This is a genomic window from Flavobacterium sp. MMLR14_040 (assembly GCF_033657265.1).
Taxonomy (GTDB): domain Bacteria; phylum Bacteroidota; class Bacteroidia; order Flavobacteriales; family Flavobacteriaceae; genus Flavobacterium.
The window spans coordinates 99,865-125,806 of sequence record NZ_JAWVWO010000004.1 but is presented as its reverse complement, the minus strand read 5'-3'; the positions used below and the strand labels follow the sequence as shown (position 1 = coordinate 125,806).

Below are 25,942 nucleotides of genomic sequence, written 5' to 3'. Positions count from 1 at the left end.
AGTGCGAGAGCGCTACGATTAAAAGGACTCTTTAACCAAAATAGTTTTAAGTATAATTATGCATTAAAAGTTACTGCAGCACATACTGCGGATCGCTCTGTTTTATTTGATTTCATTACTTCAGAAACTTTTACTTCTATTCAAAATGATTTTTATGATAAAAAACTTCGCGATCTTTTAAATATTAATGTTCTTGATAGCGAAGTGGTTTCGCCTGATGAAATTAAAAAAAGTATCGAAGTTAGAATTGATCCTATTGAACAGTCTATATTAACATCTATAAAACAAGCTACTTCGAATGTTTTTGAAGAATCAATAAAGGCAGAAGAAAAAACTGTTGAACCTATTATTGAAGAAACTAAAGCTGTAGCTTTTGAGGAAATAATAAAAGCGGAAGACAAATCAGAAGATAATATTATTGAAGAATCAGTTGACTCTCCAGTTGAAGAAACCAAAGCAGTTGTTTTTGAAGAAGTAATAAAAACGGAAGATATTTCTACAGAAGAAACTCCGGAAACTTTAGTTGAAGAAACAGAACCTGCCGTTTTTGAAGAAGCAAAAACTCATGACGAATCAATTGATATTCTTAAGGAAGAAACTATCGTGATTCCAGTTAAAGAAACCAAACACACTTTTTTTGAAGAAGTAGTAGATGATGAAGAAGTAGAAGAAATTGAAAAAACCTTTGATTCTCATCCCGTTATTGAGAAACCGGTTTCTACTATTGAAGAAATCGCACCTGTTGTTTTTGAAGAACCGAAAAAACACACCGAAATAAGAATTGATCCTATAGAAGAATCAATTTATAACTCAATCAAAGAAGCTACAACAGTTGTATTTGAAGAGTCAAAACCTGCAGAAAAAGAAGCTGCAGAAATTGTTGAACCAAAAATTACAGAACAGTATAAGGAAATTGCCAGTGTTGTTTTTGAAGAGGTAAAAATTACAGAAGAAAAACCAAACGAAGTTAATCCGACTATCGTGGATGAACCAACGACTGTTGAAGAAAGTCCTAAAGAAGTAATTAATTTTATTCTTGAAGAACCTATATTTATAGAAGAATCTAAGGACGTTATAACAGATAGCATCGACGAATCAGTAATTGAAGAAAATACCCCAAAGACACAATTTGAAGAAACTGTAAAAATTGCCGAGGAAAATCTAGAAATAGGAAAGCCTTTAGATTTTTCGGTAAAAGAGAAACATTCTTTTCAGGAATGGCTGCAATTAGCAAGACCCGAACCTATTGACAGAACAAATGAAATTGTTCAGGAAGATGTAAAAGCAGTTGAGAAAAGCACACAAAAAGTAGAGAGAAATCCTGAACCAATTCAAGAAACAATTCCGGAAACAGAAATAATTGAAGACGAAAAAAAGAAAAAAGCAGAGCTGATTGATAAATTTATTGAAACAAACCCAAAAATTTCGCCAATCAAATCAGATCCGATAACGCTGCCCCCAATTCAATTTAACATTAATCAGGAGGACAATACGTATTTGATGACCGAGACTTTAGCCCGTGTTTATTTGGAACAAAAAAAATATACAAAGGCAATACAAGCATATGAAATATTAATTTTGAAATATCCAGAAAAAATTAGTTTCTTTGCAGACCGTATTTCGGATATTAAGATTTTACAACAAAATAACAATAATAATTAAGCAATGAGCACATTTTCAATTTTTTTAGTTTTAATCACAATAGTTTGTTTTCTATTGATCGTAGTAATTATGGTTCAAAACCCTAAAGGAGGCGGATTGTCGTCTACAATTAGTGGAACTCAAATGTTAGGTGGAGTGCAAAAAACAACAGACTTTTTAGATAAAAGTACCTGGACATTGGCTACAATTTTGATTGCTCTAATCTTGCTTTCAAGTTTAAGCTTTACAGGATCTTTAAGCGATACAGATTCTAAACTTATTGAAAAAACAGAAGCTCCTGCAACAAATACACCAGCAGCTCCGGTACAGCAAACACCTGCTCCGGCAGCACCTGCAGCAAAATAATCATTTTGAAATAATATAAAATGCCAGCCTGTCAAAGCTGGCATTTTTTTTAGGAAATAATGTCAGTTTTTAGAGCATGGCATAATTTCTGAAAGTTTATTGAACATTAAAAAACGTATAACTTATAATAATATAAAATCATGGCCTTAAACATTAAACCGCTTTCAGATCGCGTACTTATCGAGCCTGTTGCAGCTGAAACTAAAACTGCCTCAGGGATTTTTATTCCGGACACTGCCAAAGAAAAACCACAAAAAGGAACTGTAGTTGCTGTAGGAAATGGATCTAAAGATCACACTATGACCGTAAAAGTTGGCGATACTGTTCTTTATGGTAAATATGCAGGAACAGAATTAAAACTTGAAGGAACTGATTATTTGATTATGCGTGAGGATGATATCTTAGCAATAATCTAAAAAACAAAAAGGATCAAGTTCTGTATATTAAGATTAAGACTATAATAACTTGAAACAAATCAAACTTTAAACAAAAATTAAAAAAAATGGCAAAAGATATAAAATTTGATATTGAAGCACGTGACGGATTAAAACGTGGTGTTGATGCATTAGCAAATGCTGTAAAAGTAACACTTGGACCAAAAGGTCGTAACGTAATCATCGGAAAATCATTTGGTGGACCAACTGTTACTAAAGATGGTGTTTCGGTTGCAAAAGAAATCGAATTAAAAGACCCATTAGAAAACATGGGCGCTCAAATGGTTAAAGAAGTAGCTTCTAAAACTAATGATTTGGCAGGTGACGGAACTACAACTGCTACAGTTTTAGCTCAGGCTATTGTAAAAGAAGGTCTTAAAAACGTTGCTGCAGGTGCAAATCCAATGGATTTGAAACGTGGTATCGATAAAGCTGTTGAAGCTATCGTTGCTGACCTTGCAAAACAAGCTAAAGTGGTTGGAAGCGATTCTGATAAAATCAAACAAATTGCTTCTATCTCTGCAAACAATGACGAAGTGATTGGTGAATTAATCGCTACTGCTTTCGCTAAAGTAGGAAAAGAAGGTGTAATTACTGTTGAAGAAGCTAAAGGAACAGACACTTTCGTGGATGTTGTTGAAGGTATGCAATTCGACAGAGGATATCTTTCTCCTTACTTCGTAACAAATCCAGAGAAAATGGAAGTTGAATTAGACTCTCCATACATCTTATTATACGACAAAAAAGTTTCTTCTTTAAAAGAATTACTTCCGGTATTAGAGCCAGTTGCTCAATCAGGAAAACCGTTATTAATTATTGCTGAAGATGTTGATGGAGAAGCTCTTTCTACATTAGTAGTAAACAAATTAAGAGGTGCTTTGAAAATTGCTGCTGTAAAAGCTCCTGGTTTTGGAGACAGAAGAAAAGCAATGTTAGAAGATATCGCTATCTTAACTGGTGGAACTGTAATTTCTGAAGAAAGAGGTTATACACTTGAAAATACAACTATCGAAATGTTAGGAACTGCAAAAAGAGTTTCTATCGATAAAGACAACACTACAATTGTAAGTGGTGCCGGTGAAGCTGATATCATCAAAAACAGAGTGAACCAAATTAAAGGTCAGATGGAAACTACAACATCTGATTATGATAAAGAAAAATTGCAAGAGCGTTTGGCTAAATTAGCTGGTGGTGTTGCTGTTCTTTACGTTGGTGCAGCTTCTGAAGTTGAAATGAAAGAGAAAAAAGACAGAGTTGATGATGCTTTACATGCAACTCGTGCTGCTGTTGAAGAAGGAATTGTTGCTGGTGGTGGTGTTGCTTTATTAAGAGCTAAAGCTGCTTTAGCCGACCTTAAAGCTGACAACGCTGACGAGGCTACAGGAATTCAGATTGTATCTCGCGCTGTTGAATCTCCATTAAGAACTATTGTTGAAAATGCAGGTCTTGAAGGTTCTGTAGTGGTAGCAAAAGTTGCTGAAGGTTCAGGTGATTTTGGATACAATGCTAAAACTGACGAATACGTAGACATGCTTAAAGCTGGAATTATCGATCCTAAAAAAGTAACTCGTGTAGCATTAGAAAATGCTGCTTCTGTTGCCGGAATGATCCTTACTACAGAATGTGCATTAATCGATATTAAAGAAGAAAACGGAGGCGGTATGCCAATGGGTGGCGGTATGCCAGGAATGATGTAATCGTTCTAACTTCTTAAAACTTAAAACGCCAGACATAAATCTGGCGTTTTTTTTGCCACAGATTTAAAAAATTAAAAAGATTTTTTTACCACAAATTTCACAAATTAGCACAAATTATATTTTATAATTGAGGTGAAAATTTGCGAAAATTTGTGCAATTTGTGGTAAACCTTTTTAAGTCAAATATTATATTTTTTCGAGATTGAAATATTCTCACAGATCAATCTTTTTAATCCCGCAATCTGTGGCAAAATTTTTTCGCAGAGTATTCGTGGAAATTAGTGTAATTCGCGGCAAACTTAACATTCTCTTTTTCTTTAAAAAATCGGTTATCGGTATCTTTGCAGTCTATTAAAATTGCAAAATGAGAAAATTTATCACTCACCTATTATCTTCTACATTCTTACTTCTTTCCACTTTTTCGTATTCACAATCTTCCAAAGATACTTATGTCGTTTTGGTTTCTATGGATGGATTTCGTTGGGATTATGCGAAACATTTTCATCTTCAAAACATGAATAAAATAGCAAAAGAAGGCGTTCATGCAAAATCTATGAAACCTTCTTATCCAAGTAAAACTTTTCCCAACCATTATTCGATCGTGACGGGACTTTATCCGGATCATCACGGTATTATTAATAATGTTTTTTATGATAAGACATTAAACGAATCTTTTGCTTTGTCTACAAATGCTAAAAATGATTCTCGTTTTTATGGCGGAAACCCTATTTGGAATGTTGCTGAACAACAAGGGGTAAAAACGGCTTCTTTTTTCTGGCCAGGATCTGATACAGATAAAAAAAGACCTGGCATTTACAAAACTTATGACAACAAAATTCCGTATGGAAACAGAATCGATACTGTTATAAAATGGTTAGAACTTCCTGAAAAACAACGACCTCATCTTATAACTTTATACTTTGATGAACCCGATCATACGGGACATAATTTTGGTCCGCTTTCTCCTGAAAACGAAAAAATGGTTCATAAAATGGATTCTGTTATGGGGCAGCTATCTTCCAGACTCGATCAATTATCCATCGGAAAACAAATCAATTTAATCATTGTTTCAGATCACGGAATGACGGACATCAGCAATGATAAAAAAGTTGCTATTTTGGATTATTTAAAACCGGAATGCCTGGGTTACAAAGATGTAATTAATCCTATTATGAGTTTGGAATCAAAACCCGGATTTCAGGATTCTATTGCCAAAGCTTTAAAAAAAGTACCCAATATTAAATTCTGGAAATCAGGCGAAGTTCCAAAAAGACTGCATTACGGGACGAATCCTCGTGTGCATGACTTTGTTATCGAAGCGAAAAAAGGATATAGCTTAGTGAGTAAAGAAAGTACTCACATAAAAGGCGGAACACACGGTTATGACAATAACGAAAAAGATATGCATGCTATTTTTTATGCAAAAGGTCCGGCTTTTAAAGTAAATAAAGAAATCAAAACCTTTCAAAATGTTTCTGTTTATCCTTTAATTGCCCATATTTTAGGTTTGAAGATTGAAGATGTTGATGGGAAGTTTAGCGAAGTTAAAAATATGCTTACTAAGTAAAATTAGATAATGTGTCAATTAGATAATTAGATAATGCTATTCACAATCTATAGAATTACCTAATTATCTAATTGGCACATTGACCACATTAATTAAAGCTAGTCGAAACAGAAACGGCTTTCCATTGCTCTAATTCTTTTTGAACCTCAGCAATTTTTACATTTGCCATATTATAGGAATCTTCTCCAACAAATAAGTGCAACGCAGGATTTTTTTCTTCGCTCATTTTAATTAAAGCGGTTGCAAATTTTTCAGGATCTCCCGGCTGATTTTCGTTGATACTATCTTTGTGAGCGATTTCAGATTCTCTAACTGCTTTATAGTCTGCAATTGGACTTTGTGGCAATAATAAAGAACTGTCTTTTAAGAAATCAGTTCTAAAATAACCCGGATAAACCAACGTTACATTCACTCCAAATTCTTTTACCTCTGCCGCCAAAGATTCAGTTAAACCGGCAACTGCAAATTTTGTAGAGCAGTAAATTCCCCAACCCGGAAAACCTCCGTTATATCCACCAATCGAAGCGATATTAAAAATATGTCCCGATTTATTGGTGCGCATGTAAGGCATTGTATTTCTGATTACATTTAATAAACCAAAAACATTTACTTCGTAGTTTTTTCTGGATTCTGCATCGGTTAATTCCTCTAATGATCCTAACAAACCGTAACCTGCATTGTTTACCAAAACATCAATTGTTTTAAAATGCCTTACGGCTACTTCAATCGCATTTTTAACGCTTTGTTCGTTAACCAAATCCATTTCAAGAGGAAGAAAATTTTCAGATGGATTTCCTAATTCTTTAATTAAGGCACTTTCACTTCTTGAAGTTGCAGCTACTTTATACCCTTTTGACAATAATTTTTTTGCTAATTCTAATCCAAGTCCTTTTGAAGCACCTGTGATAAACCAAACTTTGTTATTTTCCATGATTTTAATTTTTACATTTAATTATGGAACAAAGGTATTAGCGAAGTAGTCGTAAAAACTTAAAGCAATCAAATGAGAAGTTACGAAAATCAAACAATTTCTGTTATTCGGTAGTTTTTAGGCGAAACATGAACATTTTTCTTGAAAAAATTGATAAAATGAGACAATTCTTCGAAGCCTAAACACCATGCGATTTCATTAATATTCCAATTAGTTTGTTTCAATAAAATCATCGCTTCCTGAACAATTCTTTCAGAAATAATCTGAGAGGTCGTTTTGCCAGTAGTTTCTTTCAATGCTTTATTCAAATGATTAACATGCACATTTAACTGGCTGGCAAACTCTGAAGGAGAACGGAAATTGATTTGCTGTGATATAGATTCTATTGGGAATTGTCTTTCTAATAATTCTAAAAACAAAGACGAAACGCGAATCGTTGCATTCGATTTACTGTATAATGAAGTAGTTACAGTTTGAGTTTTTAAAGCCTGATGAATAATTTCGAAAACAAGATTACGCAGAACATCATATTTAAAAGTATAATCAGAATTGATTTCGTCAAACATTTTTAGATAAACCGTTTTCAAAGATTCTGCCAATTCCATCGAAATAGGAACAATAGGATTTCCGCCGGGTTGAAATAAAGGATATTCTTTTAAATTCCCAAACTGATTAAAAAAAGCTTCTGTAAAAATGCAGAAAAAACCGGTTTGATTTTCATCAACCTGTTCCCAATTATACGGAATTTGTGGGTTTGCAAAAAACAAGGCCTGATCTTCTATTACAGAAATCTTATCGGCATAATGCACTTTGTTTTTTCCAATAATCAAACTTATTTTATAAAAGTCTTTTCGGGTGTAAGGAAATGGTTTACAAGTGTTACCAACAAAATCATCCAACTTAAAAACATTAAAATGCCCGATCTCTTTTCTAAGATTCTCGGGCATTCCATTTACTTTGATCGTGTAAAAATCTTCTAAGGTTTCTGTTAGCTTCATTTTACAAAGTTACGAAAATCAAATTATTAATTAGATAATGTGGCAATTTGATAATTAGATAATTTAAGAATTGGATAATTATCGAATATCTGCCTGAACGGAGTCGAAGGTCGCTCCAATTGGAATGCGGGCTTCGACTCCGCTCAGCCTGACAAACTAAATACATTGAAATTATATTCAAGTATACCTGTAGAGACGCACAGCAGTGCGTCTTATGCGCAACGATCTATAAGCAATAAACCCGACAGGTTCTAAAAACCTGTCGGTTTAGCGAAAGTAAATTTGAAAATTAAATAATTTTATAGATCACACATATCATTATCTCATTATCAAATTGGCACATTATCTAATTGACACATTGCCACATTATCTCGAAACCACTTTATATTTAGGATCTTCAATAACATTTACATTAATAACGGCGTCGGCATTTTTAAGTAGTATTCTGCAGTCTTCGCTTAAATGTTTCAGTTCGATCACTTTGTTTAATTGACTGTACTTTTTGGTCAGATTATTTACTGCTTCAATTGCCGACATATCAGCAATTCGGCTTTCCTTAAAATCTATAATAACGTGTGAAGGATCATTTTGTATATCAAACTTTTCCATAAAAGCGGTTATGGATCCAAAAAATAATGGTCCGTAAATTTCATAATGCTTCACTCCTTCTTCATCAATATAGTTTTTTGTACTAATTCTTTTGGCACTTTCCCAGGCAAAAACCAAAGCCGAAATAATAACGCCAATTAAAACTGCCAAAGCTAAATTATGCAATACTATGGTGATTACAGCAACCAGAATTCCAACAAAAATATCGTGTTTAGGCATTTTATTAATCACCTTAAAACTCGCCCATTCAAATGTCGTAATCGCGACCATCATCATCACGCCAACTAAAGCTGCCATTGGCAATTTTCCAATTACTGGCGCGCCAAAAAGTATGATTATTAAAATAGTCAAAGCCGCAATAATTCCTGAAAGTCGGGCTCTTGAACCAGCGCCAAGATTCACCAAAGTTTGTGCAATCATCGGACATCCTCCCATTCCAAAAAAGAAACCGTTCAAAATATTTGATCCGCCCTGAGCGATACATTCTCTGTTGCTGTTTCCACGCGTTCCGGTGATTTCATCAACCAGATTCAGCGTAAGCAAGCCTTCGGTTAAACCAACAGCAGCAACAATTATGGAATAGGGAAATATCACTTTTAAAGTTTCAAAAGAAATTGGAATATTCGGAATATGAAATGGAGGAAAACCGCCCTGAACAGAAGCGATATCTTCTACCGTTTTGGTTTCGATATTAAAAATCAATACAATGGCAAAAACCACCATAATAGCGACTAAAGAAGCCGGAACTGCTTTTGTAATTTTAGGGAAAAGCAGCACAATACCAATTGTCAGGGTAACCAAGCCGAGCATAATATAAAGCGGCGTGCCTTGTAACCATGAAACTTGTCCGTTTATAATAGTTTTAAACTGTTCTAACTGCGACATGAAAATGACAACTGCGAGTCCGTTTACGAAACCAAACATTACAGGCTGGGGAACCAATCTAATAAATTTTCCGAGTTTAAAAAGTCCGATACAAATTTGCACCACGCCACCAAGGGCGACGGCTGCAAAAACATATTCTATGCCGTGTGATTTCATTAAAGCAATCAAAACAATCACGGTTGCTCCTGCTCCGCCAGAAATCATTCCGGGTCTTCCTCCAAAAATTGCTGTGACCAAACCTGCAATAAAAGCAGCGTACAAACCAACCAAAGGAGGAAATCCAGCCAAAATTGCAAACGATAATGATTCGGGAATCATGGTCATGGCAACAGTTAAACCGGCTAAAATTTCGTTTTTGTAATTGACTTTTTGCGAAAAGTCGAAGAGAGAGAAGGCTTTTTTCATAGATCGCAAAATTAAAAAAATAATGCGCATAAAGTAAAGAAACCTTTGTAATGAAAAACATTAAAATTTTATACTCCCTAATTATTTTTTAACGCAGAGAGCACAAAGGTTTTCGCAGAGTTCACCAAGATTTAAGTTGTGTTTACACAATACAACGCAAAGCTTTGTGTCCCGAGGCTTCTGGATGTGTTTTAACTAAACTAAGCAAATTAAAAAAACTTTGCGCTCTCTGTGGTATTTTTTTTCTCCACAGGTTTCCGCATTGTATTCAATGTGTTAAGATAGCTTTTAATAAAGCTGATTCAGTAAAAATACCAAAAGCGAAAGAATGAAACTTATCATGATGGATGAGTATAAAAAGTTTTATGAAGAAATTATTTCGCCAAAATTATTGATAATTCTATAGAAAAAAACGGGTGTTTTTACCCTTTTTTCTAATCAAATTTATTTTTTTTATTCTAAAGCTACACAAACATATCCCAGACAATTTACGTAGTCTATGATGTTTTTAGGTTCAAGTTCAACACCTTCAACCCTTAATATCTTATCGCAGTCTTCTAAATCAAAATTGATTTTATAATTTGGAAACTGACTTTGTATGACGGCAATAACATAATTTTTATCTGCCTCTTTCTGAACATTTGTTTTAAAAACCTCAACTGTCATAATTATTTATTTAAATTATAATAAATCATGAATTTCGATTAAAAAGGATTGTATGATATTCCGAATCTAAAATATCCCTGCGTGTCTTCGCTGTGGTCATAAACGTATTTGTTTGTGCGTTCTCCTTTTTCGGTAATACGCGTACTTAATACATTATTGACTCCGGCTTTTACAAAAGTGATTACCTTTGGTGTAATACAATATTCGTATGTAATACCGGATTTTAGCTCCAACTGATTCAACTCATAAATCCCCTTCAAATTTGAGGTATTCAAATTTAAGTAAAAACTTTCAGAGTTTAATTCAGTGCCTAAGGAAATTCTTCCGTTTTCCAGCAATTCTCTTCTAAACAGTAATCTTTGTGGCAAAATAAAATCTATATCCCATTTTGAATCCGTAAACTTATGATTATAAGTAAGTAACGGCGTGATCGGAATAATTGCCGAAGGATCTATCATCGCCAAAACACCGGCTGTAATGGTTGTATTTTCAGTGCGTTTCAAAACCAAATTTGCGGTTACAAATCCTTTTACACGCTGTACACCATCTTCATTTCCATCCACTGTCGCCGTTGCATTATAAATAATCGGTTTTTTAAAAAGTGTCGACATATAAGTCGCGCTCATTGCCGCCGCCATAAAATGAAAATCCTCTTTTTCTCTTGTATAATTTGTGTTCGAAGTGTAGTTGTAAATATCTCCAAAACCATATGTTTCATATTTGTAACGCAATGATCCGGTTAAAATAAGCCGCTTAGATTCTGATACATAAAATGGCATATTAAAAGCTACCTTCAATCGGTTATGACTATCAATTCTGCCTCTTTCAAAACGATTTCCAAACAATTCCGAATCATAATTTGTTGGTCCTAATTGTTCGTATTGTACATCTAAAATTCTTGTTGTCGGAAATTTATCTGTAATCACTTTTACCACCTTTTGCATGGGCTGATTTTTTTCCTGCGCCATTGTGTGTAATGAGGTACATACGAATAGAACAGAGATGATTCTTTTTTTCATATCAAGTGGTATTAATTAAGATTGTTTTTGAAGATCGAAACCTGAAGCAAATGTAAATGACAAGCCTCTTTAATAATAGCATATTTATACAAACGGCGTAACATTTATACGAATGGCGTTTGTATAATTTTTACAACGCAAATAGGTATAAACTATAATATTAGCCTAATTTTGCCGTTATGACAATGCTTAAAATTTACAAGAACTTTTTTCTCCGAAATCTCATCGTACACACCTTTATATTTTTGGTGATTTTAGCCTGTGTGTACGACGAATTAAGACTAGATGGCCACAGTTGGTCGTATATGATGAGCAAAATAGCAGTTGGTTATTTTCCGTGTATTGTATGGATTACTATTTTCAATCTTTTTATCATTAAACCTTTTTTATTCAAAAAAAAGGCTAAAATTTTCTTTACGCTTTTCGCCATTTACTGGACTTGTTTTTACTTTTTTATGAATTGGTTTTTCCCTCTTATGGGTTTAGGAAATTTCAAGACACTTCAAATATTATCGCTTATTATCAACGGAATGTTTTTTTATTTTATTCATGTTGTGATTACCAAAAAAATAATGGATACAGACAAGGACATCATGAATTTCAAGTCTGAACTTTCGTTCTTGAAACAGCAGCTTAATCCGCATTTTTTGCTCAATGCGATGAATAATTTATACGGAGAATCTCTAGCAGAACCTGATAAAGTACCAGACAGAATTTTGAATCTCTCTGACATGCTTCGCTATCAAATTGAAGCCACCAAAAAGGATTATGTTTTACTTGATGAAGAAATTGCGTTTATTAAAAAGTATATGGAATACTATACCTTTAGAAACGAAAGGCTGGCGATAACCCAAAAATTTGAAGGCAATTTTGACAGTATTGATATTCCGCCATTGTTCTTTTTGCCTTTGGTTGAAAATGCCGTTAAGTTTTCTGCAGAAACTGCTGAACCTTTTATCAATATTGATTTAAAGGTAAGATGCAACAGTTTGTCTTTTATTATAAAAAACAGTTATCTGGGATCGGGATCGCGAATTTCAGGCACCGGAATTGGAATCGAAAACCTAAAAAGACGTCTTGAAGTTTACGGTTTAAAACATGAATTGAACTGCAGAAAAGAAAAGAATACCTTTATCGTAAAATTAAACATATGGCACTTACCTACCGCTGTCTTATCATAGATGATGAATCGCCGGCACACAAGGCACTTGCATCTCATATCTCAAAATTTGACGATCTGGAGCATTCCGGAAGCGCTTTTAATGGAATGGAAGCCATAAAATTACTCAACGAAAACACTTACGATATTATTTTTCTGGATATTAATATGCCTGTAATTTCAGGTGTTGAATTGATGGAATTACAACCCAAAAGACCTTTAACGATTGTAACAACTGCTTATTCTGATTTTGCGCTGTCGGCGTACCAAAACGATGCAATAGATTATTTACTAAAACCTATTTCATTCGACAAATTCTCTAAAGCAATCGAAAAAGCCAAAATTTATTCTTCCGGAAACAGCATAAAAAAAGAAGATATCTCCTGCGAGAAAGTACTTTCTATTCGCGTAAGCGGACAAATGATGAACATCCCTTTAACGGATATTATTTACATCGAAAGTCTTGGCAATTATATGAAACTCTACAGCGCCAAACTCAATTTACCTTTAATTGTTTATGGTTCGCTCTCGAGTATTTCCTCAGAAATTGACAGCAACAATTTTGTTCAGGTGCATCGTTCGTTTATTGTAAATGTTGCCAAAATCACTTCTGTTACTTTCAAATCTTTGACAATGTCGAATAACGAAATCATTCCTGTAGGCCGAAAATATCAGATTTTATTAGATAGCTTCTTTAGATAAAGATTGTTAACTATAATTTTACAAAAAGCTCAACTTTAGACGGTTGGGCTTTTTTTATTTTGTTATTTGTAATAAAAAACCGTATAAATACTTGGTGGTGATTGTTGAAGTATTGCTAATATTGTTAAACGGAATGAAATTTTGTTAAAATTCATTATCTATAACCAAATGTTAATTTAAATTAAAATCATTAAAAAATGAAAGAGACAATAAAAACAAATGTTAAAGCCTATATTTCTTCATTTGCTAATATGCAAATTAAAAATATTAAAGATGAACAAATATTAAAAAATCATCCATTAAAACTCGATGACATAAAACTTGGATTCTTGGCAATTACCTTAAGAGGGTATTTAAAAAGTATAAAACCAGACGAGACTATATTGGCCACAGAATTAAGAGAGAAAAACTTTGATGTAAAAAAAACATATGAATTACTAATAAAAAAAGCTGGGCTATGAAAAACATTATTATTATCTTATTAATCATAATTTGCACATCATTTAAAACTTTTGGACAAGACTCTAAATTAATTAAAATAAAAAATTGGCTAACAGAAAATAAATTTGCCATTAGACAAACATTTGATGGTTCTAAGAATGAAAATAAACCTGCAAGTTTATCATATCATGAAAACTATAAAACAGAAAATGATTTCATAAATGTAGATTTAGCAATTAAACTTTCCGAACTAGAGTTATTAAAAAACAAGAATGCTATATTAATTTTCTATCCTAAGGTTGAATGGCACAAATCTAATGATTCTACTGATGTTAAAAACAAACTAGAAGGTGGTATAAATTTTGAATTTATACCTTTTAGACTAAAAAGCCCAAATTTACCTAGTGATTTACCAAATAAAGGGTTAAAAATATCTCCATGGTTCCAAGGAACCTCGTCTTACAAAAGAAATTTTATTAATAAAGTCTACGAAACTAATCTTGCTTTTCAATTATCATTAGTTAGTAATTACAAATTTCTTCCTGGATATAGTTTTAAAGACAAAAAAGATAATTTTAGAGGTAGGTACTATCCATATTTAGGTATTGAATACAATCATCTTCCTGACTTAATAACAAAAGATGTTACAGAAGAGTTTTCAACATATTTTATACGATTGTATACTGAAGTTTGGATTTTTCCAGAAACATTACAACTTAATATTGATGGAACTTATAGAGAAATAATTCAGAATGATACATTATTAAAAAAATCATTACCTTTTTTATCAAGCTCAATTTATTTATATCCTGGCAAACAAGAATCTTTAGGAATTGGCTTTGAATACAACTACGGATATGACACTAATAGTAAGTTTCAATTAGTTCAAATTTCATCAATCAAGTTAGTTTGGAAAATATAATAAAAAATAATCTTATTTAGCTTTTCATAGAATTGCTTTAATTTAAATACAAAATTAAAGTCATAAAATTTAGCTCAATCTTTAATCAAGTTTAATATTAAAACATTGTCAGATTTGAAGTTATTCAGCATAAAACAAGTTAGATATTAAAATTCCAATGAAATATAATTTTGACAAATAATTTAACAACCCAGCTTTACAATTTGTTTATATAAGTTATATAACAATTTTAATAATTAAAAAAATGGCGCCATTAATAGACTATAATAAAACAGGTGATATAGCCTTAAAAAATCAGAATACGTTACGTAAAATTGTTGGCACTTTAGGAATGTTTCTTCCGCTTGCATTATACATTTTTGTAGAAATCGACAGTAGATATTCTACTATTTTACCATCAATTAGTCATTATTATTTTACTCGGGCATGTGGAATTTTCATTATAATAATAAGTATGATGTCTGTTTTTCTTTTAATATACAAAGGTCACGAACTCCAAGATTTCTATGTTTCGACTATAGCAGGAATTTCATCACTTTTACTATTATTATTTCCAACTGATAATCTGTCTCAGCAGTTTGATGCTGTATGTGTAACCTCACTTAGAACAAGTGATTTCAGAATGTATTTTCATTTTATATGTGCGGGAATTTTTCTCTTGGCCTTAGCTTATATGTCCGCTTTTTTATTTACAAAATCTAAACTTTCTAAAACCCATCGGGGCAAGAAAAAAAGAATTAGAAATAGAATATATAGAACCTGTGCAGTTATAATAGTATTAGCAATACTTATAATTATAATTTGCAAACAATTCTTCCCTAAAACATATGCTAACTACCCAATAACGTTTTGGATGGAAGTTGTGGCGGTAGAAGCCTTTGGTTTTTCATGGCTGGTAAAAGGTGAAGCCATACTACAGGATTCTGAAAAGGAGAACGATGAACGTAAACCTTTTCCAGAAGAATTCTCGTAAAGTTATACAAACTTCTAACAAAAAAATCTACGCAAACTTCCTCGATATTTGCGCTTTTTTTATATTTAAAATTTTTTAAAAAACAATTACTTTTATAACAAAGTAAACTCAAATGAATTAGATACTTGGGTGTCTTTTCTTTCTATCAAACTTCTTTCTAAGCAATATTCCCCAATCCATCTGGAAAAGGTCGATAAGCATAATACGACAACACTTCTTCAATCGCCATTTTTAAGGCTTCATTTATAGGGATTAAGATAACTCCCATTCTAAGATCAATTTGTGCCAGTCGCATGTAATAATCAGAGAAAATAGGAACATACATTTTCTTGTTTATAAGTTCTTCTGCTTTGGTGAAATTTTCAGTTTGTTGTTCTTTTATTATTTTACAAGTAGCCATTCGCAATTTTCCGAATTTGTCGGTATTTGCCGCATAACCAAAAAGACGACATACCAAACCGCGATAACGATAATTGCTGCAACTTCCTTTTTGATATTCTAATATGGAAATCGAACGATATAAATGACAATTTTTTAATTCATTATTTTTTAATTCAGCTAATGTTTCTTCAGCTTTTCCATTCAAAAATAAATGAAATGCCCAGGGTAAAAATTCTAAAGGTGATGCGTCTATATTTGGAGTAGAACAACATTTGCCACAACCCGCGTTGCAATACAAATGGGTCTCTGATTTAAAAGCGGTTATTTCAATTTCAAGACGATCAAATAATGCTTCAACCTGCTTAACCTTCTCCTCTATTGCCATCTTTTTTTCGTAAGGTAGACTAATAGAAATGGCTCATGCCAGATTAGTATTTTTATTATGATTATAAAAAAATAAAAGCCAAATTAAAAAATTCCAAATTCCAAGCTTTAGACGTTTGCCCCACCTAAAAAAAACCTTAGTTACTTAGAACCTTTTGTCTCTTAGAATCTTAAAATAATCAATAGCCCCGGTAGACCACAAAGCCAGAAAAATCAAAACAGGCTGAAAAAACAATCGAATCAAACGAGCCTGATCTGTATCGAGACCAAAAGCAGATGTTCCGTTTAAATATTGGGCGATATTACCAGGAAAAACCAATACGTAAAATATAGCGAGTGCAATCCCTACGTATACTCTGTACTTTTTTAGAAACAACATACTAAGACCCAGAGCAATTTCTACAATTCCAGAAAGTATAACCACCAGATCTTTATCCATCGGAACCCAATTTGGGACTTGTGCCTGAAAATCGGCTCTTTGAAAAGTAAAGTGACCAAAAGCGGCCGTTATCATAAAGATTCCCAAGAGTATTCTAAAGAAATTTTGAGTTTTGGTAGTTTGTATATTTTCCATTTTTGAGCTTCAATTAAAATTTATCTGAACATTTTATTAACAATATTGCTTATCAAATTTAGCAATAAAAATCGGGAAAAATTTTCCATAGTTTTCGTAAAATCCTTACGTAATGCCCATACTATGAATTTCTTTGCTTCTTTAAAACCTTGTTGCTTTTGCTTCTTTTTTAACTTCAAAAGCGCCCTACAAACCCTTCTGTTCAAAAAAACAATTAACTTTAAAATAAATTTCTTACATAAATAATTATCTTCGCACGGCTATTAAACTCTAACCCCCCAAATTTTAGAATAATGACCTTTTTTAATTTCCTGTTTAAAAATTCAGATTTAGAATGTCCCAGATGTCTGGGAAAAGGATTTGTTGGCCACGAAGATATACGACGTTTAAATAGGCAATTAAAATGGGCGCCCGGTCCATGTGCCTATTGCGATGCATCCGGAAAAGTTACTGAAGAATTACTCTCAAAAGTAGCTGTAGATACCAGTTATCTCACGATCGATTTACCAGAATCTGAAATAGAAAAAATAAAAAATGCAGATCCCGAAACCATAGAAAAAGGGAAATTGCAGGAGCTTTTTATAGACAATCTTATAAAATATATCGAACATCAATATCTACTCAAAAATATGGATGCCGAAAGTATTGCCGATTTATATCTAAGTACCGAAGATGAAAAAGCTGTTTTTTCGGTCGAAAAAGAAAATCTACTGCAATACATTCGCAAAATAATCCATTTAAAGAACTCTGAGCCAAATTAGTTACTATTTCTTGTCAATCATCTGAGACTTTTATCTCAGAAAACACAAAAACAGGTATAAATACGCGGTGCCAAAACTTTTTTTAGTGGTAAAATTGCCATTGAATAATTTTTGTCATTAAATTATAATTTCTCAAAAGGGAAACTATAAATAGTATTATTTTTTTTGGAGCGATAAAGTGGGATTTCAAATCTTTAATAAGGATTGGAAATCTCATTTTTAGTTTTCGGTATTTTGTTAATCAGTTCAATAGAGGATTTTATATTTTTTTACAACTTTAACAAATTCCTCAAAATATCATGCCCTAAGAATTTTTATTAATCATTCAAAAGGTTAACTTCGAAAATTCCTTTATAAAAATGTAAAAAAGTAAAAGATAAAGAGGTCAATTATTAGTTGATTTTTATAGATTTGCAAAACTACATCATATTAAAAAGTACCGGAAACAATTATAAAATTTAAGACAATGAAATTTATTACTTCGACATTTTTATTTTTCATGTTTATTTGTTCCAATTCTTATGCACAATTAAGCTCGGATCAAATATTTGAAAGCTTTAAACAAGGAGAACGAACAAACTGCTCATCAATTGCTTTTATTAAAGCTTCGTTGAATGTTTATGGACTGGACAACCTTTTTGTAACTGACACGGTAAGCGATGGTGTATATAAAATAACATTAAAAAATAATGCTTCTTTTAATTTAAAAAAAGAGGAACTGGATAAAGCTAAATTTTCTGCAGATTTTGTCTATATCAAAGATAACCCAGAAAGCGAAAAAATCACAGAATATGCCATTTTAACTTATGCAGTAATGGCAAAATACAGACAAATTACGGATAAGAAAGAAACTTTTGAAAAAGCTTTGGAAGATCTGGAAGATGGTGAAGTCTATACTCCTACGATTTATAAATACCTCGGCTTTGAAAAAGGCAAACAAATTCAAAAATTAAAACGACAGTCAGGAAGTGAATTTTGTGGCGTTGTTGCCTGGTCTACAGCACATGCCGTATTTGTCTGCGAAGATTTTATGGACTATTATGGCAACAAAAAAAGCCTGTGGCTTAAATATCCGGGGCGTTTTAGGATTATTAAGTCTTAATTATAAATTCCAAGTTTTAAAATTCCAAATTCCAACCTGTTTTTTTAACCGCAAAGATTTACGCAAAGTTCGCAAAGATTATACATATAGCTTTGCGAACTTTGCGTTTTACTAAACTCTTGTATAAAAAGCTTTGCGCTCTTTGCGGTAAAATGCCAAAACAAGATGACGAACTAAAAAACTTAGTATCTTAGTATCTTAGCATCTCTAAAAAAACTTAGAATCTCAGAACCTTAGGAACTTTAAAAAAATCCTTTGTATCTTTGGGCCTTAGTCCCTAAGAACCTACAAACATGACACGAGAACATTATATTCCCTTTAACAAGGAATTTTTACTCGAGCAACAAATAGCCACTTTCGCCGAAGACAAAAAAAAGATTGATGATTTTAAAAAGTTATTCGATATTATCGAACATTATTATCATTATGAAGCTTTTAACCTGAACCGAAATTTAAAGCAAAACTACGCTTTATTTGATCCGGATTTGAGTTTGAAAGAACGTGAAAGTTTTATTGGCAAAAGCGATTTTGGAATTTTTAAAGAAACACTTCGTCAGGTTTTAGAACGTGGCAATTATACCAAAATCGATCATGAAACTTTAGACGAAGCTTTTAAAGATTCTGATTTAATTGGACTGAATCTTTCGATAGATTTTAATGCTTTTAAAGATTACGAATTGTACGTTCGCGGTAGTCACAAAGCAAAAGAAAAAGTCAAAAAATATATTTTCTGGAAGAAGGAAATTGAGATCGAATATTACGATCGTGTTATGATTTACCTCAATTATAACGAAGCCGATTACCTGAAACAAAACAAAGTCAAATTAGGAAGAATGCCAATTGATCCCGGATCTATTGGTTTGAAAATCTTTAAACGTGTTCCTAAAAATGACTTGGAAACCATCTTCCCAAATGCGATTCCGCGAATGTCTTTAAAAGACAAAATGCTGCTTTGGGTACCGGGAATTTTTGGTGGAATTTCGTTATTAAGTGCCCAGGTAATTCCGGCGCTCATTAATATGTATGAGGCTTACCAAACCGGCGAAACAATCGATTTATTAAACAGCAAAACATCATTGAACCAAGGTTTGATTGCATTGGGAATTTTAGCTGCTTATTGCTTTCGTCAATACAACAACTTTATAAACAAGAAAATCAGATATTCTAAAATGCTTTCGGATAGTTTGTATTTTAAAAATCTGGGAAATAATAGCGGTGCTTTTTATTCTTTACTAAATTCTTCTGAAGAAGAAGTGCTTAAAGAAACTATTCTAGCATATGCTTTTTTACATAAAAGCGAAAATCCGTTAACAGCTCAGGAACTTGATAATCAAATTGAATCCTGGTTTAAAACAAAACTAAAAACAGAAATTGATTTTGATGTAACCGATGCTTTACTGAAACTCCAAAACATTGGTCTTGGCATAGAAACAAATGGAAAATGGGAAGTTCTTCCGTTAGAAAAAGCGCTGATTCAAATTGATGAATTGTGGGATAATGTTTTTGATTATAATCAGAAATAAATTTTTGTAGACTTTTGTTTATTCTTTCATTTTTGTCACGGAACGGGGATGACCGGATTTGCTTTGCAAAAACACGGATTGAAACAAATTTTTTTATTTTGTCAACACAGAACCTTGGACATCTTTTACGGTAATGCCAATATTTCTTATAACAACCAATGCCCTAGCCCTGATGGGAGCGACATCCTTTTGTGCCGGGGTTCGGCACAAAAGATATAGCGGACAGCAGGAAATAGCTCCTAAATCTTATTATCAAAACGTTATAAAACAAAAAAGAGAACTTAAAGTCCTCTTTTTTGTTTTATTATTAATGCAGATTATTCGCTATCAACTTCAATAAGATCTTCTATATTTTCGCCTGCATCACCTACTGCTACAATTTCTGGTTTAGAAGCTTTTAGGGCATTAAATCTTTCTAATTGTTCTAAGTCTCCTTCTTCTCCGCTGAAATATGGAAAAACATCCATAATTGGCGATTCTGAAATAGCCGGAATGGTGTAATCGCCCATTGTGTTTTTCATTGCCGAAATCGTATTGTCGTATGCTTCTTTTACGTCATTGGCCTGAACCAGTAAATACATATTTGTCTTGCGTTCTTTTCCGCTTTCTTCATCATAAGCCATTAAAGTAACTTTTGATTTAAACCAGCGATCGGCATTTTCAAAAGGATGAATCTCGGCATAATTTGCCACTTTAATATTGGTGATTTTAAATTCTTCACTAACATAAGCCTTCATTTCTTCATTAATTCTGCTTTCGGCTTCTGTATAAGATATTGCATCTACCAAATAAGGTTCTGTAGTGACCTTTTGTGTTCCGATATCGTCCGTTTTTCTATATTTTACTTTGCATTCGTACCAAGTTGCGCTCATTTTTCATTTTTTTAAGGATGCCAAAGATAGATTTTAAAGGAAATAAAAAATCTTAATTTTCAAAATAGATATTCACAATTTGAATAAAAAGCCAACTCTTAGGCAAATTAATTTAAACACATCAAAACATAGATTTAAAATCTCTGGAAAGCCGTTTCGCTTTTATTATAAAACACGTCGGGCATTACCATGCGAAAGAAATATATTCCTGTTTTCTTAACATTTTTCACATTAAAAACCTAACGTATCTATTTGTTAAATAAATTGTTATAAATTATATCAAATGCATTAAACCTTAAAACAAACTAATAAATATTTAATAAATTTGTAAGTATAGTACATTAAAAACTATAATATCAAAACCCCGAAACTATCCGTATAATTTAAAAAACAACACATGAAACTTACCCAATTTTTAGGCGATCAGGGTTATGACTTAATCGAAGGACCTTTAAGAAGTCATAAACCACTACAATTATGGTTAAAAAAACCATTTGATGAAGCACAGCTTTATTATGCAAATATCGGTCACGCTTTTAAAAGTGATGTTGAATTAATAGAAATCGAAAATCCGGCGTTGAGTGTTGATTATACTAAAAAAGATGACTATGGTTTTAATATCGGAATTACACTTTTGGAAGAAATTCTAAAAACATTAGGACTTGGTACTTTTGAAATTTCTGCCAAAATAAAATCCGGAAAAACTGTAACCATCAGTTATGAAAACTCTGTTACAAAGGAATATGCATTGGGTAATCTCGAAGAATATTTATTCTCTGCTGATTTTTTGCATCCCAATCCTTCTCTTTTAAAAAATGCCAATCGCAATTATCTTCTTCTTATTACGGGAACTGTTTTTGCTAAAAATCTTGTAGTTGATATTGAGACTGATTTTACAGTAGATGCGGGTTTAATTGCCAGCTTAAATGCAATTGCAGACGGTAAACTGGATTTTACGATAAGCAACCAAAGCAAATTAAAAATGACTTCGAATATGGGAATTTATTTTCCTATTGCTGTTCAGGCCAGCAGAATAGATTTTGACAGAAGCCGATTTAAAAAATTAATATTGGTAACAGATAATCTGAATATATTTTAACGTTGCGATGTTTTTTTAACCGCGACGTTTTTTTACCGAAAAGCACGCAAAGATTTTTTTGCTGTTAGCTTTTATAAGATAAAGTCCGCAAAGCTAAACAATACAAAGCTTTGCGAACTTTGCGTAAATCTTTATGGACTTTGCGGTTAAAATTAATTTGTAAGGTTATATATTTTTTGGTTTTATTTAAAGTCAGAAAAATTTTAATAGATTTGTTTACTATCTAAACCAAAAAAAATGAGAACATTAGACCAATGGTTTGACGAATATGCCGTAAGTCATCAAAACCCAAAGAACAAAGCAATACATTATATTTGCGTTCCGGCAATTTACTTTTCGATTGTAGGACTATTGATGAGTATTCCGAGTGGTTTTATTGCCAATACTCTTAAACTGAATGCACCAATTATCGAAAATTGGGCCGTTGTTGTGTTACTTTTTGTTCTTGTTTTTTATATCCGATTGTCAGTTGCAATGGCAATTAAAATTGCTGTTTTCTCTACTCTTTGTTTGATTGTGAATTATTACATCGGTCAGCTTTTACCTTTATGGATGTTTTCTATTGGCGTGTTTGTAATCGCTTGGATTGGTCAATTTTATGGTCACAATATTGAGGGCAAAAAACCATCATTTTTAAAAGACCTTCAGTTTCTAATGATTGGTCCGGCTTGGGTGGTAGAGAATTTATTTTCTAAGAAATAAAGTTATATGTTCAATTTTTTCAGAAAGCAAAAAGAAATTCCCAATTTCAGCATCATAAACAGCTATCAAAAAAAAGATTTATATTTTCAAGAAGTAAGAAATGGGATTGGTTAAATGATAAACAAATTTTTCTTGCGGATAATGATTCCTATGGAAAAATTAAAATGGTTACTCTTGATTTTTGGTCACAAGAGATGTTTTTAGATGCAAACGGACAAAAGACAGTGACAGAATACCTTACTGTTCTTATTAATCAATTTCAGAAAAACAAAATGGAAATTCCTACTGATTTAGACGCATTTATGATTGAAACTTTAGAAAGTTTGAATAATGATTTAAATGCAATTGAATTTAGTAATTTCCCTCTAAAGATTACTCCTGAATTTGATAATTCATTAACAGAACAATCTATGAAGAATTAAAAATAAATAATAAAAACATATTAATATATGGGAATGATCGCTAACTTACTTCGCGTAACTACTACTGAACTTGAAACTTATTTACAAGATAGTTCGCTTTTGGAGGAAAGAATTTACGATGAAAATACAACCGAAGATCGAAACTTAAATGATGTTGACAAAGCTTGGGATGGTATTATCTTTTTGCTAACAGGACAAAATATTCAAAATGCAGATCATCCACTTGTACAGGTTTTATTTAGCGGACAACTTATTGATGAAGAACAGGATTTAGGTTATGGTCCCGGACATTATTTAACTCCTGATCAGGTTAAAGACCTAAGTGATCAAATCTCCAAAATTACAACCGAAGATTTAAAAAAGAAATATAATTCCAAAAAAATGAACGAATTAGATGTATATCCAATATGGGATGAAGATTCTTTTGATTATTTAGCTGAAAACTTTAAACTTTTGCAACAAATATATGCAGAAGCTGCTAACAACGACCAAGCAATAATAACGTTTTTAAATTAAGCAAATTAAAACTTGCATTATGTCAAGACAATACGTTACATACATAAAAGAGCAGTATAATTACGTAAAAGAATCCAGAAATGTGGTTTTTGAATACTGTAAAACTGTTAGTTCGGAAGATTTCATTAATCAAAATACATCATTTGGTCGGGGCGGAAGTATGAGAAACTTACTCGTTCATATTGCCAATACATACGAATACTGGATTGCGAATCTTGCATTGAAAAAAGACCCAAAATATGCAGAATATGAAGATAACTTAACGGTACAAGATGTTATTTTGCTTTTTGATACTGTTGATCTTTTCATGGAAGAATTTATTCGGGAAATGGATCTTTCTGATCGGGAAATAGTCTACGAAATTCAAGGTAATAAAAATTCGGCATCGTCTTTAAAATTTTTTAGTCATGTTATTACACATGAATACCATCATAAGGGTCAAATTTTATCTTTAAGCAGGCATCTTGATTATATTCCTGTTGACACAGATATTATGAGATAAAAAACAAAAAGTAATCAATCTGATCATTTAATACACAATGACTATGAAAATAAATAATCAAGAAATCGAAATCGAGCGCGATGATATTTTCACTTATAGAAGAATCAGGCGGGCAATTGGTTATTTAGGAATTAGCATGCCAATACTTTTGGTTGGTTTGTCTTTTATTTCTTTTTTCAAAACACAACTTCAACCTTCGATAAGTCATTATTATTTCACTAATCTAAGAGAAATTTTCACGGGAACCTTGTGTGCCGTAGGTTTATTTTTAATTTGCTACAAAGGCACAAGTAATGCTTCAATCTGGAAAAATGACAATTTATTGACTAATATTGCTGGAATCATGGCGATTGGCGTAGCATTGATACCAATGAATCCGGATGATTTTGCAATCAAGATTTACACAATAATTCCGTATCCGGAAAAATGGCTTGGCCGGTTTCATTATGGCTTTGCGGCTTTGTTGTTTTTAATCATGGCTTTATTGTCTATTAATGTTTTTACAATTGGTCAGAAAAACGAAACCAGAGATCCTAAAAGTATTCTTAACGAAAATAATATTTATAGGTTTTGCGGATATTCCATACTGGTTTTTATAATTATGGTACCAGTTTCCGAAAGTTTGAAATTTTTCACTTATTCAACGTTAGTTTTGGAGGCACTTGCCCTTTTTGCTTTCGGAATTGCCTGGCTGATAAAAGGTCGCGCTCTTGGCGACAAAGGCATGATCGGTAAAAAATTATATCAGGAAAATAATCCTGTTAATACTGAAAAAGTTTTTGAAGAATAAATAGCTTACTTCAGAGTCCGTTTTGGGTGGTACATTTTTTGGATAAAAAAGTTAATTATTTAGATAATTATTAATTTATAAAATCTATTAATTATGAAGATAACTTATTACGGACATTCGTGTTTTTCAGTTTATGCCAATGGAAAAAATATCTTATTTGATCCTTTTATTACCGGCAACGAATTAGCAAAAGAGATTAATATTAGCGAAATCAAAGCTGACTATATTTTTATTTCACATGCACATTACGATCATATTTTAGATGTCGAAAGTATTGCCAAAAATACCGGAGCCAAAGTTCTTGGCAATTTCGAAATCTATAACTGGCTCTTAAAAAACGGAATCGAAAACGCGCACCCAATTAATCCGGGCGGAAAGTTTGATTTCGATTTCGGATCTGTAAAATGCGTTATTGCACAGCATCCAAGTAGTTTTATGGACGGAAGTTATGGCGGAATTGCTTGTGGTTTTGTGCTAACTACCGTTGATGGAAATTTTTATTATAGCGGTCATACAGCCTTAACTCTGGATATGCAGCTAATTCCGAAATTTACTAAACTTGACTTTGCCGTTTTCCCAATTGGTGATGGCCTTACAATGGGAATTGACGAAGCTATCGAGGCATCAAAATTAGTTGGAGTCAATAAAATATTAGGTGTTCATTATGACACTTTTGGTTTCATAATCATGGATCACCAAAAAGCTGAAGAAAGTTTTAAAAATGCAAATCTTCATCTCTTCTTACCAAAAATTGGCAGTACAATCGAAATTTAATTTTCGAAATATCGCTAAAACATATTGGTTATAGCGATATAAAACAAAACATACGAATGTAAAATTCATTCAATATCCCAAAACTATTGGTTCATAAATATTTTTCACTCAGGGCATTAAAATTG

At 32.4% G+C, this 25,942-nt stretch carries 28 protein-coding genes; 20 read left to right on the top strand and 8 right to left on the bottom strand.

Annotation, left to right across the window (positions count from 1 at the left end):
• The first annotated feature begins 702 nt into the window (after window positions 1-702).
• From SD960_RS23700 to SD960_RS07830, 5 genes are all read left to right on the top strand, one after another.
• Window positions 703-1,662: a hypothetical protein gene (locus SD960_RS23700; protein ID WP_413230377.1), complete on the top strand. Its 960-nt coding sequence runs from the start codon at window positions 703-705 to the stop codon at window positions 1,660-1,662.
• Between the two features lie 3 nt (window positions 1,663-1,665).
• Complete coding sequence (gene secG, locus SD960_RS07845; protein ID WP_042563867.1) at window positions 1,666-2,007, top strand: preprotein translocase subunit SecG; 342 nt, start codon at window positions 1,666-1,668, stop codon at window positions 2,005-2,007.
• A gap of 140 nt (window positions 2,008-2,147) precedes the next feature.
• On the top strand, window positions 2,148-2,423 hold the full coding sequence (gene groES, locus SD960_RS07840; RefSeq protein ID WP_012023920.1) for a co-chaperone GroES: 276 nt from the start codon (window positions 2,148-2,150) through the stop codon (window positions 2,421-2,423).
• Window positions 2,424-2,509: 86 nt separating this feature from the next.
• Window positions 2,510-4,138 (top strand): chaperonin GroEL, encoded by a 1,629-nt coding sequence (gene groL, locus SD960_RS07835; protein ID WP_073397125.1) that lies wholly within the window; start codon window positions 2,510-2,512, stop codon window positions 4,136-4,138.
• A gap of 364 nt (window positions 4,139-4,502) precedes the next feature.
• Window positions 4,503-5,705 carry an ectonucleotide pyrophosphatase/phosphodiesterase gene (locus SD960_RS07830; protein ID WP_318802073.1) on the top strand — a complete coding sequence of 401 codons (1,203 nt, stop codon included), beginning with the start codon at window positions 4,503-4,505 and terminating at the stop codon, window positions 5,703-5,705.
• Window positions 5,706-5,793: 88 nt separating this feature from the next.
• Here the strand turns inward: SD960_RS07830 and SD960_RS07825 are convergent, their stop codons facing one another.
• The 5 genes from SD960_RS07825 to SD960_RS07805 form a co-directional block, all read right to left on the bottom strand.
• On the bottom strand, window positions 5,794-6,636 hold the full coding sequence (locus tag SD960_RS07825; RefSeq protein ID WP_318802072.1) for an SDR family NAD(P)-dependent oxidoreductase: 843 nt from the start codon (window positions 6,634-6,636) through the stop codon (window positions 5,794-5,796).
• Between the two features lie 89 nt (window positions 6,637-6,725).
• Window positions 6,726-7,634, bottom strand: coding sequence for a helix-turn-helix domain-containing protein (locus tag SD960_RS07820; protein ID WP_115843242.1), 909 nt, complete (start codon window positions 7,632-7,634; stop codon window positions 6,726-6,728).
• 366 nt (window positions 7,635-8,000) lie between these two features.
• Window positions 8,001-9,533, bottom strand: a complete 1,533-nt coding sequence (locus SD960_RS07815; protein WP_318802070.1) for a SulP family inorganic anion transporter — start codon at window positions 9,531-9,533, stop codon at window positions 8,001-8,003.
• A gap of 453 nt (window positions 9,534-9,986) precedes the next feature.
• The gene (locus tag SD960_RS07810) at window positions 9,987-10,199 is read right to left on the bottom strand and encodes a hypothetical protein (protein ID WP_042563861.1); all 213 of its coding nucleotides are present in this window, start codon (window positions 10,197-10,199) and stop codon (window positions 9,987-9,989) included.
• A 38-nt stretch (window positions 10,200-10,237) separates the two neighbouring features.
• Window positions 10,238-11,218 carry a DUF6268 family outer membrane beta-barrel protein gene (locus SD960_RS07805; protein ID WP_318802067.1) on the bottom strand — a complete coding sequence of 327 codons (981 nt, stop codon included), beginning with the start codon at window positions 11,216-11,218 and terminating at the stop codon, window positions 10,238-10,240.
• Between the two features lie 179 nt (window positions 11,219-11,397).
• Here SD960_RS07805 and SD960_RS07800 point away from each other — a divergent pair, with 179 nt between their 5' ends.
• From SD960_RS07800 to SD960_RS07780, 5 genes are all read left to right on the top strand, one after another.
• A complete protein-coding gene (locus SD960_RS07800) occupies window positions 11,398-12,399 on the top strand; it encodes a sensor histidine kinase (protein WP_318802065.1) in 1,002 nt (333 codons plus the stop codon).
• Window positions 12,369-13,079, top strand: a complete 711-nt coding sequence (locus SD960_RS07795; RefSeq protein WP_318802064.1) for a LytTR family DNA-binding domain-containing protein — start codon at window positions 12,369-12,371, stop codon at window positions 13,077-13,079. Before SD960_RS07800 ends, SD960_RS07795 begins: the two co-directional genes overlap by 31 nt.
• A 197-nt stretch (window positions 13,080-13,276) precedes the next feature.
• Window positions 13,277-13,540, top strand: a complete 264-nt coding sequence (locus SD960_RS07790) for a hypothetical protein (RefSeq protein WP_318802063.1) — start codon at window positions 13,277-13,279, stop codon at window positions 13,538-13,540.
• Window positions 13,537-14,442 (top strand): hypothetical protein, encoded by a 906-nt coding sequence (locus SD960_RS07785; RefSeq protein WP_318802061.1) that lies wholly within the window; start codon window positions 13,537-13,539, stop codon window positions 14,440-14,442. The genes SD960_RS07790 and SD960_RS07785 overlap by 4 nt, the downstream gene beginning before the upstream one ends.
• Before the next feature lie 244 nt (window positions 14,443-14,686).
• The gene (locus SD960_RS07780; protein WP_318802058.1) at window positions 14,687-15,415 is read left to right on the top strand and encodes a hypothetical protein; all 729 of its coding nucleotides are present in this window, start codon (window positions 14,687-14,689) and stop codon (window positions 15,413-15,415) included.
• A gap of 157 nt (window positions 15,416-15,572) precedes the next feature.
• Here SD960_RS07780 and SD960_RS07775 read toward each other — a convergent pair whose 3' ends face one another.
• Window positions 15,573-16,181: a YkgJ family cysteine cluster protein gene (locus SD960_RS07775; RefSeq protein ID WP_318802057.1), complete on the bottom strand. Its 609-nt coding sequence runs from the start codon at window positions 16,179-16,181 to the stop codon at window positions 15,573-15,575.
• A gap of 144 nt (window positions 16,182-16,325) precedes the next feature.
• Window positions 16,326-16,754: a hypothetical protein gene (locus SD960_RS07770; RefSeq protein WP_318802056.1), complete on the bottom strand. Its 429-nt coding sequence runs from the start codon at window positions 16,752-16,754 to the stop codon at window positions 16,326-16,328.
• Window positions 16,755-17,047: 293 nt separating this feature from the next.
• Here SD960_RS07770 and SD960_RS07765 point away from each other — a divergent pair, with 293 nt between their 5' ends.
• The 3 genes from SD960_RS07765 (at window position 17,048) to SD960_RS07755 (ending at window position 20,140) form a co-directional block, all read left to right on the top strand.
• Entirely contained in the window at window positions 17,048-17,515 is a 468-nt protein-coding gene (locus SD960_RS07765; protein WP_318802055.1) for a hypothetical protein, read from the top strand.
• A gap of 466 nt (window positions 17,516-17,981) precedes the next feature.
• Entirely contained in the window at window positions 17,982-18,617 is a 636-nt protein-coding gene (locus SD960_RS07760) for a hypothetical protein (RefSeq protein WP_042563850.1), read from the top strand.
• A 293-nt stretch (window positions 18,618-18,910) separates the two neighbouring features.
• Complete coding sequence (locus tag SD960_RS07755) at window positions 18,911-20,140, top strand: TMEM143 family protein (RefSeq protein ID WP_318802054.1); 1,230 nt, start codon at window positions 18,911-18,913, stop codon at window positions 20,138-20,140.
• Between the two features lie 317 nt (window positions 20,141-20,457).
• On the opposite strand, the gene SD960_RS07750 is transcribed toward SD960_RS07755, so the two are convergent.
• Entirely contained in the window at window positions 20,458-21,012 is a 555-nt protein-coding gene (locus tag SD960_RS07750) for a DUF4494 domain-containing protein (protein WP_318802053.1), read from the bottom strand.
• 397 nt (window positions 21,013-21,409) lie between these two features.
• Here SD960_RS07750 and SD960_RS07745 point away from each other — a divergent pair, with 397 nt between their 5' ends.
• The 7 genes from SD960_RS07745 (at window position 21,410) to SD960_RS07715 (ending at window position 25,817) form a co-directional block, all read left to right on the top strand.
• The gene (locus SD960_RS07745) at window positions 21,410-22,111 is read left to right on the top strand and encodes a hypothetical protein (protein WP_318802051.1); all 702 of its coding nucleotides are present in this window, start codon (window positions 21,410-21,412) and stop codon (window positions 22,109-22,111) included.
• Window positions 22,112-22,348: 237 nt separating this feature from the next.
• Window positions 22,349-22,813 (top strand): DUF962 domain-containing protein, encoded by a 465-nt coding sequence (locus SD960_RS07740; protein ID WP_318802050.1) that lies wholly within the window; start codon window positions 22,349-22,351, stop codon window positions 22,811-22,813.
• A gap of 164 nt (window positions 22,814-22,977) precedes the next feature.
• The gene (locus SD960_RS07735) at window positions 22,978-23,235 is read left to right on the top strand and encodes a hypothetical protein (RefSeq protein WP_318802048.1); all 258 of its coding nucleotides are present in this window, start codon (window positions 22,978-22,980) and stop codon (window positions 23,233-23,235) included.
• 27 nt (window positions 23,236-23,262) lie between these two features.
• Window positions 23,263-23,751 carry a YfbM family protein gene (locus tag SD960_RS07730; RefSeq protein ID WP_318802046.1) on the top strand — a complete coding sequence of 163 codons (489 nt, stop codon included), beginning with the start codon at window positions 23,263-23,265 and terminating at the stop codon, window positions 23,749-23,751.
• Between the two features lie 19 nt (window positions 23,752-23,770).
• Window positions 23,771-24,253: a DinB family protein gene (locus SD960_RS07725; protein ID WP_318802044.1), complete on the top strand. Its 483-nt coding sequence runs from the start codon at window positions 23,771-23,773 to the stop codon at window positions 24,251-24,253.
• Window positions 24,254-24,296: 43 nt separating this feature from the next.
• Window positions 24,297-25,043: a hypothetical protein gene (locus SD960_RS07720; RefSeq protein ID WP_318802043.1), complete on the top strand. Its 747-nt coding sequence runs from the start codon at window positions 24,297-24,299 to the stop codon at window positions 25,041-25,043.
• Window positions 25,044-25,136: 93 nt separating this feature from the next.
• Window positions 25,137-25,817 carry a metal-dependent hydrolase gene (locus SD960_RS07715; RefSeq protein ID WP_318802042.1) on the top strand — a complete coding sequence of 227 codons (681 nt, stop codon included), beginning with the start codon at window positions 25,137-25,139 and terminating at the stop codon, window positions 25,815-25,817.
• Window positions 25,818-25,942 lie beyond the last annotated feature (125 nt).